At 45.7% G+C, this 14,050-nt stretch carries 11 protein-coding genes; 10 read left to right on the forward strand and 1 reads right to left on the reverse strand.

Going from position 1 to position 14,050, the window contains the following annotated elements; genetic code table 11:
• The 9 genes from ACWYVB_RS22940 to rpoC all read left to right on the forward strand — a co-directional run.
• Positions 1-71 (forward strand): EF-Tu C-terminal domain-related protein (locus tag ACWYVB_RS22940; protein ID WP_009599998.1); only part of this gene is annotated, 71 nt, incomplete at its 5' end.
• Between the two features lie 266 nt (positions 72-337).
• The gene (gene secE, locus ACWYVB_RS22945) at positions 338-718 is read left to right on the forward strand and encodes a preprotein translocase subunit SecE (RefSeq protein WP_457530290.1); all 381 of its coding nucleotides are present in this window, start codon (positions 338-340) and stop codon (positions 716-718) included.
• Positions 719-731: 13 nt separating this feature from the next.
• Positions 732-1,280, forward strand: a complete 549-nt coding sequence (gene nusG / locus ACWYVB_RS22950; RefSeq protein ID WP_005384681.1) for a transcription termination/antitermination protein NusG — start codon at positions 732-734, stop codon at positions 1,278-1,280.
• A gap of 164 nt (positions 1,281-1,444) precedes the next feature.
• The gene (rplK, locus tag ACWYVB_RS22955) at positions 1,445-1,873 is read left to right on the forward strand and encodes a 50S ribosomal protein L11 (RefSeq protein WP_005384682.1); all 429 of its coding nucleotides are present in this window, start codon (positions 1,445-1,447) and stop codon (positions 1,871-1,873) included.
• 4 nt (positions 1,874-1,877) lie between these two features.
• A complete protein-coding gene (gene rplA / locus ACWYVB_RS22960; protein ID WP_005384683.1) occupies positions 1,878-2,579 on the forward strand; it encodes a 50S ribosomal protein L1 in 702 nt (233 codons plus the stop codon).
• 293 nt (positions 2,580-2,872) lie between these two features.
• Positions 2,873-3,367, forward strand: a complete 495-nt coding sequence (gene rplJ, locus ACWYVB_RS22965; protein ID WP_005397270.1) for a 50S ribosomal protein L10 — start codon at positions 2,873-2,875, stop codon at positions 3,365-3,367.
• Positions 3,368-3,424: 57 nt separating this feature from the next.
• Positions 3,425-3,793, forward strand: a complete 369-nt coding sequence (gene rplL / locus ACWYVB_RS22970) for a 50S ribosomal protein L7/L12 (protein WP_457530295.1) — start codon at positions 3,425-3,427, stop codon at positions 3,791-3,793.
• A gap of 251 nt (positions 3,794-4,044) precedes the next feature.
• Positions 4,045-8,073, forward strand: a complete 4,029-nt coding sequence (rpoB, locus tag ACWYVB_RS22975; RefSeq protein WP_005397275.1) for a DNA-directed RNA polymerase subunit beta — start codon at positions 4,045-4,047, stop codon at positions 8,071-8,073.
• Between the two features lie 103 nt (positions 8,074-8,176).
• Positions 8,177-12,379, forward strand: coding sequence for a DNA-directed RNA polymerase subunit beta' (gene rpoC, locus ACWYVB_RS22980; protein ID WP_005397277.1), 4,203 nt, complete (start codon positions 8,177-8,179; stop codon positions 12,377-12,379).
• A gap of 187 nt (positions 12,380-12,566) precedes the next feature.
• Here rpoC and ACWYVB_RS22985 read toward each other — a convergent pair whose 3' ends face one another.
• A complete protein-coding gene (locus ACWYVB_RS22985) occupies positions 12,567-13,058 on the reverse strand; it encodes an Rsd/AlgQ family anti-sigma factor (RefSeq protein ID WP_031780615.1) in 492 nt (163 codons plus the stop codon).
• A gap of 177 nt (positions 13,059-13,235) precedes the next feature.
• On the opposite strand from ACWYVB_RS22985, the gene nudC reads away from it, so the two are divergent.
• Positions 13,236-14,033, forward strand: coding sequence for an NAD(+) diphosphatase (gene nudC / locus ACWYVB_RS22990; RefSeq protein ID WP_046874621.1), 798 nt, complete (start codon positions 13,236-13,238; stop codon positions 14,031-14,033).
• The last annotated feature ends 17 nt before the right edge of the window (positions 14,034-14,050 follow it).

The following is a 14,050-nucleotide window of genomic DNA, read 5'->3' on the forward strand; positions in this document are numbered from 1 at the left end:
GTCTACGTTTCGCGATCCGTGAAGGTGGCCGTACAGTAGGTGCTGGTGTTGTTGCTAAGATCTTCGACTAATTCATAGCGAATTAGCGATGCTTTCGGAAAATCTTGAATTAGATTTGACGAACCAGTAGCAAAAAGGGCATCATTTGATGCCCTTTTTCTGCACTCAACATTATTTTTGCTGTTTTCTTGTTCAGAAGTGGGTTGGGCGCAGAGCAAGATTAAGCAAAGATGCTTAATCTTAAGAAGAGTACGCTGATTTTTTCAGCGATATGGAGTTTGCCCTGCAACAGCGGGGTTGTTGTCGTCTATATTAAGACTTGTAACAGGTTGGTTTTATGAAAGCAAATAATGCTGAAACTCCTGATAGCTCAAACGCAGCAGATACGTTTAAGTGGTTAGCCGCTTTCGTATTGGCAGCTGCCGCTGTTATGGGTAATTACCTGTATGGTGAAATGTCTGTAGTGGTTCGTGCTGCAGGCGTTGTTGTTCTTATTGCAGCTGCCTTAGGCGTTGCAGCAACAACGACTAAAGGTAAAGCAGCGATCAGTTTTGCAAAAGAATCGCGTATGGAAGTACGTAAAGTTGTTTGGCCTACTCGCCAAGAAACCATGCAAACAACACTGATCGTTTTAGCTGTAAGTATTGTAATGGCTCTAGTGCTATGGGGTATTGACGGAATTATGGTTCGTCTAGTAGCTCTAGCAACTGGGGTATAGAGGGTTTTTATTCATGAGTGAAGCTCCAAAAAAACGCTGGTATGTGGTTCAAGCCTTCTCTGGATTTGAAGGTCGTGTAGCTCAATCTCTGCGCGAGCATATCAAAATGCACGGCATGGAAGAGCTATTCGGTGAAGTACTGGTTCCTACTGAAGAAGTAGTAGAAATGCGCGCGGGTCAGCGTCGCAAATCTGAGCGTAAGTTCTTCCCAGGTTACGTCCTTGTTCAGATGATTATGAACGATGAATCATGGCACCTAGTACGCAGTGTGCCGCGTGTCATGGGCTTCATTGGTGGTACCTCAGACCGTCCGGCACCTATCACGGATAAAGAGGCTGACGCGATTCTTAATCGTCTTGAGAAAGCGAGTGAAGCGCCTCGTCCACGTACAATGTACGAAGCGGGTGAAGTGGTACGTGTTAACGAAGGTCCATTTGCTGACTTCAACGGTACTGTTGAAGAAGTGGATTACGAGAAGAGCCGCCTGAAAGTGTCTGTCTCGATCTTTGGTCGTGCGACACCAGTTGAGCTTGAATTTGGTCAGGTTGAAAAGCTGGACTAAGACTCTTCGTTAAAGAGTATAAAAAATCACCTTTTTAGGGTTGTATAAGGCGCGGATTATGACTATAATTTCGCGCCTTTTTACTTCAAGTGAAGTAAAAAGTTTCTTACACAAACGGGGAGCTGATCCGCGATTAGCGTTTGTACCCAAACTTAGGAATTATCATGGCTAAGAAAGTTGAAGCTTACATCAAGCTACAAGTTGCTGCTGGTATGGCTAACCCTAGTCCACCAGTAGGTCCTGCACTAGGTCAACACGGTGTGAACATCATGGAATTCTGTAAAGCGTTCAACGCAAAAACAGAATCTATTGAGAAAGGTCTACCAACTCCAGTAGTTATCACAGTATACAGCGACCGTTCTTTCACGTTCGTAACTAAGACTCCACCTGCTGCTGTTCTTCTTAAGAAAGCTGCTGGCGTTAAGTCTGGTTCAGGTCGTCCAAACACTGAAAAAGTTGGTACTGTAACTGACGCTCAAATCCAAGAAATCGCAGAAACTAAAGCTGCTGATATGACTGGTGCTGACATCGAAGCGATGAAGCGTTCTATCGCTGGTACTGCTCGTTCAATGGGCCTAGTGGTAGAGGGTTAATAAGATGGCAAAACTAACTAAGCGCATGCGCGTAATCCGCGAAAAAGTTGACGTAACTAAAGAATACGAAATCAACGAAGCTGTTGCTCTTCTTCAAGAACTAGCGACTGCGAAATTCGTTGAGTCTGTAGACGTTGCTGTTAACCTAGGCATTGATGCTCGTAAATCTGACCAGAACGTACGTGGTGCAACTGTACTACCTCACGGTACTGGCCGCGAAATCCGCGTTGCAGTGTTCACTCAAGGTGCTAACGCTGAAGCAGCTAAAGAAGCTGGCGCAGACATCGTAGGTATGGAAGATCTTGCTGAGCAAGTTAAGAAAGGCGAAATGAACTTTGACGTAGTTGTTGCTTCTCCAGATGCAATGCGCGTTGTAGGTCAACTAGGTACTATCCTAGGTCCTCGCGGTCTTATGCCAAACCCTAAAGTTGGTACTGTAACTCCTAACGTTGCTGAAGCGGTTAAAAACGCTAAAGCTGGTCAGGTTCGTTACCGTAACGACAAAAACGGCATCATCCACACTACTATCGGTAAAGCAAACTTCTCTGCTGAGCAGATCAAAGAGAACCTAGAAGCACTTCTAGTTGCTCTGAAGAAAGCTAAGCCATCTTCAGCGAAAGGTACTTTCCTGAAGAAAGTAAGCATCTCTACTACTATGGGTGCTGGTGTTGCTGTTGATCAGGCTAGCCTGAACACTCAAGCATAATTTATTTGCTTAGGCGCAAAATTAGTGTATAATTTTGCGCCTAATATTTGTGGTTGGGGCTGAACTTTGGTTCTTTGAACTGTCTCCTAGTTCGAAATGAATTAAGACCCAGTCTCCGTCCAAGACCGTAGGTGTTTGTGTAAAAGCAAACTTAATTATCCTACGTAGATGGTGCCCGAACTGACAGAAAGCTCTATGTAATATAGTTAACTTTCTTCTGGGGAAGCACCTCAATAGCTCTCACTGTCGTGATGATAGTGAGTGGTGTAACGACAACCAGGAGTAAATCCAAGATGGCTTTAAACCTTCAAGACAAAAAAGCAATTGTTGCTGAAGTCAACGAAGCTGCCAGTGGTGCACTTTCTGCAGTTGTAGCTGATTCTCGTGGCGTTCAAGTTGGCGCGATGACTTCTCTACGTAAACAAGCTCGTGAAGCTGGCGTTTACATGAGAGTTGTTCGTAACACTCTTGCTCGTCGTGCGGTTGAAGGTACTGAGTACGAGTGTCTAACTGACACTTTCACTGGTCCTACACTAATCGCATTCTCTAATGAGCACCCAGGTGCTGCAGCGCGTCTTTTCAAAGACTTCGCTAAAGAGAACAAAGATTTCGAGATCAAAGCTGCTGCTTATGAAGGCGCTTTAACTGACGCTGAAGTACTAGCAACACTACCAACTTACGACGAAGCAATTGCACGCCTAATGATGTGCATGAAAGAAGCTTCGGCTGGCAAGCTGGCGCGTACTATCGCAGCTATCCGCGATCAAAAACAAGAAGCAGCGGCATAAGCCTTGCTTTTTACTGGTTGCTTAATAAACTTATTGTTGACTTAAAAGAGAATTGTTATGTCTATTACTAACGAGCAAATCCTAGACGCAGTTGCAGAAATGTCTGTAATGCAAGTTGTTGAACTAATCGAAGCAATGGAAGAGAAATTCGGTGTTTCTGCTGCTGCTGCTGTTGTAGCTGGCGGCGCTGCTGGCGGCGAAGCTGCTGCTGAGCAAACTGAATTCGACGTAATCCTAGAAGCTGCTGGCGGTAACAAAGTTGCTGTAATCAAAGCAGTACGTGGCGCAACTGGCCTAGGTCTTAAAGAAGCTAAAGCTCTTGTAGACGGCGCTCCAGCACCTCTTAAAGAAGGTGTTGAGAAAGAAGAAGCTGAAGCTCTTAAAGCTCAGCTAGAAGAAGCTGGTGCAACTGTTGCTGTTAAGTAATTATTGCATAGTTTCTTAGCCTAACGGCTAATTGGCTGGTGGTTTTTTAACCACCGGCCTTTTTGCGCTGTAGGGTATAGGCGAATTTTCCCGCTGTTTAAGCGCCTGATATCCATGCAAAAAACATTTCATTCTTACGAAATGAAATGTCACTACAGTAAACAGCTATATTAGTCACTGTCCCTTACCCCCCTAAGTAACTAGGAGCGGGCGGACAGTTTGGGTCACTTATCAGCGAGCTGAGGAACCCCATGGTTTACTCTTATACCGAGAAAAAGCGCATCCGTAAGGACTTTGGTACTCGTCCACAAGTTTTGGACATTCCATACCTGCTATCGATCCAGCTCGATTCGTTCGACAAATTCATCGAACAGGATCCTGAAGGTCAATACGGTCTTGAAGCCGCTTTCCGTTCTGTATTCCCGATTCAGAGCTACAACGGCAATTCTGAGCTGCAATACGTTAGCTACCGTCTTGGTGAGCCAGTTTTTGACGTTAAAGAATGTCAAATCCGCGGTGTAACTTACTCAAAGCCACTACGTGTAAAACTACGCCTAGTTATCTTTGATAAAGACGCGCCAGCAGGTACTGTAAAAGACATTAAAGAACAAGAAGTCTACATGGGTGAAATTCCACTCATGACAGACAATGGTACCTTCGTAATTAACGGTACCGAGAGGGTTATCGTATCCCAGCTGCACCGAAGCCCAGGCGTGTTCTTCGACAGCGATAAGGGTAAGACCCACTCTTCAGGTAAAGTTTTATACAACGCACGTGTTATTCCTTACCGTGGTTCATGGCTTGATTTCGAGTTTGATCCTAAGGATAACTTGTACGTTCGTATCGACCGCCGTCGTAAGCTACCAGCATCGATCATCCTTCGTGCACTAGGTAAGTCGACAGAAGAAATCCTAGATCTCTTCTTCGAGAAAGTGAACTTCGAAGTGAAAGACCAAACTCTATTGATGGAGTTGGTTCCAGATCGCCTACGTGGTGAAACTGCGTCGTTCGACATCGAAGCGAATGGTAAAGTTTACGTTGAGCAAGGTCGTCGCGTAACAGCTCGTCATATCCGCCAACTAGAAAAAGATGGTGTTGATCACATCGAAGTACCAGTTGAGTACATCGTAGGTAAAGTTGCATCAAAAGATTACATCAATGAAGCAACTGGCGAGATCATTGTTAACGCTAACCAGGAAATCAGCCTGGAAGCACTAGCGAACCTATCTCAGGCTGGCCACAAAGCGCTAGAAGTTCTATTTACGAACGATCTAGACCACGGTCCATTCATGTCAGAAACACTACGTATCGACAGCACGGTTGATCGTATTTCTGCATTGGTAGAAATCTACCGCATGATGCGCCCTGGTGAGCCGCCAACAAAAGAAGCTGCAGAAGCTCTATTCGAAAGCCTATTCTTCTCTGAAGAGCGTTACGATCTATCGACTGTTGGTCGTATGAAGTTCAACAGCTCTATCGGTCGTGAAGATGCTCAAGAGCAAGGCACACTTGATGAAACTGATATCATCGAAGTGATGAAGAAGCTGATCGCGATCCGTAACGGTAAGGGCGAAGTGGACGATATCGACCACCTAGGCAACCGTCGTATCCGTTCTGTAGGCGAAATGGCTGAGAACCAGTTCCGTGTAGGTCTAGTACGTGTTGAGCGTGCAGTTAAAGAGCGTCTAAGCCTAGGCGATCTTGACGCAATCATGCCTCAAGACTTGATCAACGCGAAGCCAATTTCTGCGGCAGTTAAAGAATTCTTTGGCTCTTCACAGCTTTCACAGTTCATGGACCAAAACAACCCGCTATCAGAAGTAACGCACAAGCGTCGTATTTCTGCATTGGGTCCTGGCGGTCTAACTCGTGAACGTGCTGGCTTCGAAGTACGTGACGTACACGTAACTCACTACGGTCGTCTATGTCCTATCGAAACGCCTGAAGGTCCAAACATCGGTCTGATCAACTCTCTATCTGCGTTTGCGCGTTGTAACGAGTACGGTTTCCTAGAGACACCATACCGTCGCGTTGTAGATGGCGTAGTAACAGACGAAGTAGATTACCTATCTGCAATCGAAGAAGGCCAATTCGTTATCGCTCAGGCGAACGCTAAGCTAAACGAAGATGGTACTTTTGCAGATGAGCTGATCACAGCTCGTCAGAAAGGTGAATCTGGTCTACACCCTCGTGAGCACGCTCAGTACATGGACGTTGCGACAAACCAGGTTGTATCTATCGCTGCATCGCTTATCCCGTTCCTAGAACACGATGATGCGAACCGTGCATTGATGGGTGCGAACATGCAACGTCAGGCAGTTCCGACACTGAAAGCGGACAAACCGCTTGTTGGTACTGGTATTGAACGTAACGTAGCCGTTGACTCAGGTGTAACTGCAGTTGCTAAACGTGGTGGTGTAATCCAGTCAGTAGATGCTTCTCGTATCGTTGTTAAAGTTAACGAAGAAGAGCTAGTACCAGGTGAAGCTGGTATCGACATCTACAACCTGACTAAATACACACGTTCTAACCAGAACACATGTATTAACCAGCGCCCATGTGTGATGCCAGGTGAGCCTGTATCACGCGGTGACGTTCTTGCTGATGGTCCTTCAACAGACCTTGGTGAACTAGCGCTTGGTCAAAACATGCGTATCGCGTTCATGCCTTGGAACGGTTACAACTTCGAAGACTCGATCTTAGTATCTGAGCGTGTAGTTCAAGAAGACCGCTTCACGACAATCCACATTCAAGAACTTACTTGTGTGGCGCGTGATACTAAGCTGGGCTCTGAAGAGATCACAGCTGATATTCCAAACGTAGGTGAATCTGCTCTGTCTAAACTAGACGAGTCAGGTATCGTTTACATCGGTGCTGAAGTTAAGGGTGGCGACATCCTAGTTGGTAAAGTAACACCTAAAGGTGAAACTCAGCTAACGCCTGAAGAGAAGCTACTACGTGCTATCTTCGGTGAAAAAGCATCTGATGTTAAAGATACTTCACTACGTGTACCTAACTCTGTATCAGGTACGATCATCGACGTTCAAGTCTTTACTCGCGATGGTGTAGAGAAAGACAAGCGTGCGCTTGAAATCGAACAGATGCAGCTTAAAGAAGCGAAGAAAGACCTAACTGAAGAATTCCAGATTCTTGAGGGTGGCCTTCTAAACCGTGTTAAAGCTGTATTGATTGAAGGCGGTTACTCTGAAGCGAAACTAGACACAACTGATCGTAAGAAGTGGCTAGAACTAACGCTAGAAGATGACGCACTACAAACTCAGCTTGAGCAACTTGCTGAGCAGTGGGACGAGCTAAAAGCTGACTTCGATAAGAAGTTCGAAACTAAACGTCGTAAGATCACTCAAGGTGATGATTTAGCACCTGGCGTACTGAAGATCGTTAAGGTTTACCTAGCGGTTAAACGTCGCATTCAGCCTGGTGATAAGATGGCGGGTCGTCATGGTAACAAGGGTGTAATCTCTAAGATCAACCCTGTTGAAGACATGCCATACGATGAAAAAGGTCAGCCTGTAGACATCGTACTTAACCCACTGGGTGTACCTTCGCGTATGAACATCGGTCAGATCCTAGAAGTACACTTAGGTCTGGCTGCGAAAGGTATCGGTGATAAGATCAACCAGATGGTTAAAGAGCAGCAAGAACTAGCGAAGTTCCGCGAGTTCCTACAAAAAGTTTACGACCTAGGCGACACTCGCCAGAAAGTAGACATTGCTTCTCTATCTGATGATGAAGTACGTACTCTGATCAAGAACTTGCGTGGCGGTCTACCAATCGCGACTCCTGTATTTGATGGCGCTCCAGAAGAGTCAATCAAAGCACTTCTTGAGCTAGCAGATCTACCAACATCAGGTCAGTTAACACTGTTTGATGGTCGCACAGGTGATGCGTTTGAGCGTCCTGTAACTGTTGGTTACATGTACATGCTAAAACTGAACCACCTTGTTGATGACAAGATGCACGCTCGTTCAACTGGTTCGTACAGCCTAGTAACTCAGCAGCCACTAGGTGGTAAAGCTCAGTTCGGTGGTCAGCGTTTCGGTGAGATGGAAGTATGGGCACTAGAAGCATACGGTGCTGCTTACACGCTACAAGAAATGCTAACGGTTAAGTCGGATGACGTTAACGGCCGTACTAAGATGTACAAGAACATCGTAGACGGTAACCACAGCATGGAACCTGGCATGCCAGAATCGTTCAACGTACTGTTGAAAGAGATCCGCTCGCTAGGTATCAACATCGAGCTAGAAGACGAAGAGTAATCCTTTCTCTCTTGATGAAAGTCGAGAGAATCAAAGCGATTATTTGGAAGAAGGTGCTCACTTTAGCGAGTGAGCTCCTTTTAACTCCTTACAGGAGCTGATTGTGAAAGACTTATTAAACTTTCTAAAAGCACAGCATAAGACCGAAGAATTTGATGCAATCAAAATCGGTCTATCTTCACCAGACATGATCCGTTCATGGTCTTTTGGTGAAGTTAAAAAACCTGAAACGATCAACTATCGTACGTTCAAACCTGAACGCGATGGTCTGTTCTGTGCGCGTATCTTTGGTCCAGTTAAAGACTACGAATGTCTTTGTGGTAAGTACAAGCGCCTGAAGCACCGTGGTGTTATCTGTGAGAAGTGTGGTGTAGAAGTTACACAAACTAAAGTTCGTCGTGACCGTATGGGCCACATTGAACTGGCTTCACCAGTAGCTCACATCTGGTTCCTAAAATCGCTACCGTCTCGTATCGGTCTACTGATGGATATCCCTCTACGTGATATCGAACGTGTTCTTTACTTCGAAATGTACGTAGTAACAGAACCAGGTATGACTGATCTAGAAAAAGGTCAGATGCTTACTGAAGAAGAGTATCTAGATCGTCTAGAAGAGTGGGGCGACGAGTTCACTGCTAAGATGGGTGCGGAAGCTATCAAGGACCTACTAGGTTCTATGGATATGCACGCTGAAGCAGAACAAATGCGTGAAGAGTTAGAGACAACAAACTCTGAAACTAAGCGTAAGAAAGTAACTAAGCGTCTTAAGCTGGTAGAAGCGTTCATCGCATCGGGTAACAACCCAGAGTGGATGATCCTAACAGTACTTCCAGTACTTCCGCCAGATCTACGTCCTCTAGTACCTCTAGATGGCGGTCGCTTTGCGACTTCTGATCTTAACGATCTATACCGTCGTGTGATCAACCGTAACAACCGTTTGAAGCGTCTTCTAGAGCTAGCTGCTCCGGACATCATCGTACGTAACGAAAAACGTATGCTGCAAGAGTCTGTTGATGCGCTACTAGATAACGGTCGTCGTGGTCGTGCGATCACAGGTTCTAACAAGCGTCCTCTGAAATCTCTTGCTGATATGATCAAGGGTAAACAAGGTCGTTTCCGTCAGAACCTTCTAGGTAAACGTGTAGACTACTCTGGCCGTTCTGTAATCACAGTAGGTCCATACCTTCGTCTGCACCAGTGTGGTCTTCCTAAGAAGATGGCACTTGAGCTATTCAAACCATTCATCTACAGCAAGCTAGAGACTCGTGGTCTTGCGACTACAATCAAAGCTGCTAAGAAAATGGTAGAGCGTGAAGAAGCGGTCGTTTGGGATATCCTAGACGAAGTAATCCGTGAACACCCAGTACTATTGAACCGTGCACCGACACTTCACCGTCTCGGTATCCAGGCGTTCGAACCAGTACTGATCGAAGGTAAAGCGATTCAGCTACACCCACTTGTTTGTGCGGCGTACAACGCGGACTTCGATGGTGACCAAATGGCGGTTCACGTACCTCTAACTCTAGAGGCACAGCTTGAAGCTCGTACTCTGATGATGTCGACAAACAACATTCTGTCGCCAGCGTCAGGTGATCCGATCATCGTACCTTCTCAGGACGTTGTATTGGGTCTGTACTACATGACTCGTGAAAAGATCAACGTGAAAGGTGAAGGCATGTACCTTTCTGGCCCAGAAGAGGCTGAGAAAGCATACCGCACTAAACAAGCTGAGCTTCACGCACGCGTTAAAGTACGTATTACAGAAACTGTTGTAGACGAAGATGGCAACAGCACTACAGAAACCAAGATGGTAGACACCACTGTTGGTCGTGCAATGCTATGGCAAATCGTGCCAGCTGGTCTACCGTACAGCATCGTTAACCAAAAGCTAGGTAAGAAGCAAATCTCTAACCTACTTAACGAGGCGTACCGTAAACTAGGTCTGAAAGACACAGTAATCTTCGCTGACCAAATCATGTACACCGGTTTCGCGTACGCGGCACTTTCTGGTGTATCTGTTGGTATCGACGATATGGTTGTACCAGCAGCTAAGTACACTGAAATCGCAGAAGCGGAAGAAGAAGTACGTGAAATCCAGGAACAGTACCAATCAGGTCTTGTTACTGCGGGCGAACGCTACAACAAAGTTATCGATATCTGGGCATCGACCAACGACCGTGTTGCGAAAGCAATGATGGAAAACCTTTCATCTGAAACGGTAGTTAACCGTGACGGTGAAGAGGAACAGCAAGAGTCATTCAACAGCATCTACATGATGGCGGACTCGGGCGCTCGTGGTTCTGCAGCACAGATTCGTCAGCTTGCGGGTATGCGTGGTCTGATGGCGCGTCCAGATGGTTCAATCATCGAAACGCCGATCACAGCAAACTTTAAAGAAGGTCTAAACGTACTTCAGTACTTTATCTCAACGCACGGTGCTCGTAAGGGTCTTGCGGATACGGCACTGAAAACAGCGAACTCGGGTTACCTAACTCGTCGTCTAGTAGACGTTGCTCAAGACGTTGTTGTAACTGAACATGACTGTGGCACTCACGAAGGTGTCGACATGATGCCTCACATCGAGGGTGGTGATGTTAAAGTTGCACTTTCTGAGCTTGCTCTTGGTCGTGTTGTTGCTGAAGACGTACTAAAACCTGGCACTGAAGACGTTCTTATTCCACGTAACACCCTGATCGATGAGAAGTGGTGTCAAATCATGGAAGAGAACTCAGTAGACAGCATGAAAGTGCGCTCTGTAGTAACGTGTGATTCTGACTTCGGTTGTTGTGCACAGTGTTACGGTCGTGACCTAGCACGTGGCCACCTAGTGAACCAAGGTGAAGCAGTAGGTGTTATCGCTGCTCAGTCTATCGGTGAACCAGGTACACAGCTTACCATGCGTACGTTCCACATCGGTGGTGCGGCATCGACAGCAGCGGCAGAGAACAGTGTTCAAGTTAAGAACAACGGTTCTATCAAGCTACACAACGCTAAATCTGTACTAGCAGATGACGGTAAGATCGTTATCACTTCTCGTGCGACAGAGCTAACTATTATTGATGAGTTTGGTCGTACGAAAGAGAAACACAAACTGCCTTACGGTACGCTACTAAGCAAAGGCGATGGCGATACAGTTCAAGCTGGCGAAACAGTTGCAAACTGGGAAGCGCACACACTACCTATCATTACTGAGGTAGCAGGTCGAATCCAGTTTGTAGATATGATCGACGGCGTAACAGTATCTCGTCAAACTGATGACCTAACTGGTCTATCTTCAAGCGAAGTAACTGACCCAGCAGCTCGCCCTTCAGCAGGTAAAGATATGCGTCCAGCTATCAAACTTGTTGACGAGCAAGGTAACGATGTAATGATCCCTGGTACTGATATGCCAGCTCACTACTTCCTACCTGGTAAAGCGATTGTGAACATCGAAGATGGCGCAGCAGTAGGTGTTGGTGCGACACTAGCACGTATTCCTCAGAAGTCTGGCGGTAACAAAGATATCACCGGTGGTCTTCCACGAGTTGCTGACCTATTTGAAGCACGTAAGCCGAAAGAGCCTGCAATCCTTGCTGAGCACACAGGTACTGTGAGCTTCGGTAAAGAGACCAAAGGTAAACGTCGCCTAGTGATCACACGTGAAAGCGGTGAAGCTTACGAAGAGATGATTCCTAAGCATCGTCAGTTGAACGTATTCGAAGGTGAAAAAGTTGAACGTGGTGACGTGATCGCAGATGGTCCAGAGTCTCCACACGACATCCTACGTCTACGTGGCGTACACGCGGTAACGCAGTACATTGCTAATGAAGTACAGGAAGTTTACCGTCTACAAGGCGTTAAGATTAACGATAAGCACATTGAAACTATCGTTCGTCAGATGCTACGTAAGTGTACTATTACTCACTCTGGTGACTCTGAGTTCCTACCTGGTGAGCAGATTGAGTACTCACAAGTTAAGATTGCTAACCGTAACCTAGAAGCTGAAGGCAAAGAGCCTGCACGTTTCGAACGTGAACTACTAGGTATCACTAAAGCATCTCTAGCGACTGAGTCGTTCATCTCTGCGGCATCGTTCCAGGAGACAACTCGCGTACTAACAGAAGCAGCAGTTTCTGGTAAGCGTGACGACCTACGTGGTCTGAAAGAGAACGTTATTGTTGGTCGTCTGATCCCAGCTGGTACTGGTTTCGCATACCACCAAGAGCGTCAAGCTAAACGTTCTGAAGCGCAAGATGGTCCTTCTGCTGAGCAAGCAACGGACAATCTAGCGGCACTTCTAAACGCTGGTTTCTCTTCTGAAGAGTAAGTCATCATAACGAGTAATCGTTAAAAGCTTAAGAAAAAGGCACCTTCGGGTGCCTTTTTAGTTTTTATCCTGCCTTTTTCTTCGAGAGGGTTCTTAGAGAAGGTAATAGTGGTAAGGCTAGAAACAAAAAAGACCGACGATGATCGTCAGTCTTTTCTATCCTTCAGTCTCTGAATGTTCGCAAACACTAAGCTCCTGGGGGCATAGACAGACTCTCTGCAATCTGCTGTATCAGATAGTCCTCGACTTCAAATCGAGTCTCAAGAATTTCGCCAATGAGACACATATCAGAATCGAAATCATCTAATTCATCATCTTCAGTAACTTCTGAGTACTTATCGTTAAAGTTCAATAGTGGTTCAGTTGTCAGGACTATTTGACCATAAGTTTGATTGATTTCATTGGTCACGACAAAGCCAGTCGCTTTCCAGCGATCCATAACCATGTCATAGATTTTAAAATGGCCCTCGGAGATGTAATCAACGAGATGCTGACAGAAATCCTGCAATTCGGAAGGAGATGGGAGTTCAATAACATTGGTTTTCGAACAAGGTTGCAGTGCTGCAAGCTTACAATATTCAACAATCAGGGATTGTCTTGTCTCTAACCAGTGATCAATGACATCACTTGAGCCACCCCACTGGTCTTGTGTTTGTTTGAATTTTTTTAGCATGACCATGCCCTCATGATCTGATCGCCTGTTGGCGAACGTATCCTTTGCAAAGCAAAGTTAGTAAAGTTATTACAAACTCTTGTCCTTACTAGAATTTAGAGTGCAAATTTACTTAACGACAAACTCTAGTATGAAATTAGATTGCCAGTAAAATGAACGAACTTCAAGCAAAGGGATGGTGTAATGTTAAGAAAAGGTGATGTTAACCGCGCGATAAATGCATACTGGTGTGTTGTTGCAGGAAGTGAAATTTGGCTGGTGGATGGTGCTGTGCCTTTCGGGTCTGCAGAGCAGTTATCACTGCCTGAAGTGAGTGCAAGGACCATTGGTGAGTATTCAGGTTCGCCCGTCATGTGGCTTAATTTGTCTGATCTGGAGCATGATCTACCATTAGTCTCACTACGCGACTGCCTGCATTTTCCTGAGCCATTATTTATGTTGTTAAGTAAAGCGGTCCAGTATGGGCACATGACGCAAAGTCTGCGTTTTTGCCCACAGTGCGGTGGAAGAAACTTTCTTAATAATAACCAGTTAGCTATGCAGTGTGGCGAATGCCGTACTCTCCATTATCCTCGAATATTTCCATGTATTATCGTTGCTGTGCGTAAAGAGAATCAGATCTTATTGGCTCAACATCCAAGGCATCGAAATGGTATGTATACCGTTATTGCCGGCTTCTTAGAAGTTGGTGAGACATTAGAAGAGTGTGTGGCTCGAGAAATTCATGAAGAAACAGGAATTCTCGTTAAAAATATTCGTTACTTTGGCAGCCAGCCTTGGGCTTTCCCATCGAGTATGATGATGGGGTTTTTAGCTGACTATGAATCGGGAGAGTTAAGTCCAGACTACACTGAGCTGTCTGATGCACAATGGTTTGGTATTGACGAGATGCCGCCTGTTGCGCCTAAAGGAACGATTGCAAGAGCGCTTATCGAACAAACGCTACAAGATATTGATTCTAATTATCTGATAAATAGATAAAAAAAACCCTCCGAGAG

It is taken from the genome of Vibrio sp. JZG10 (assembly GCF_054064075.1).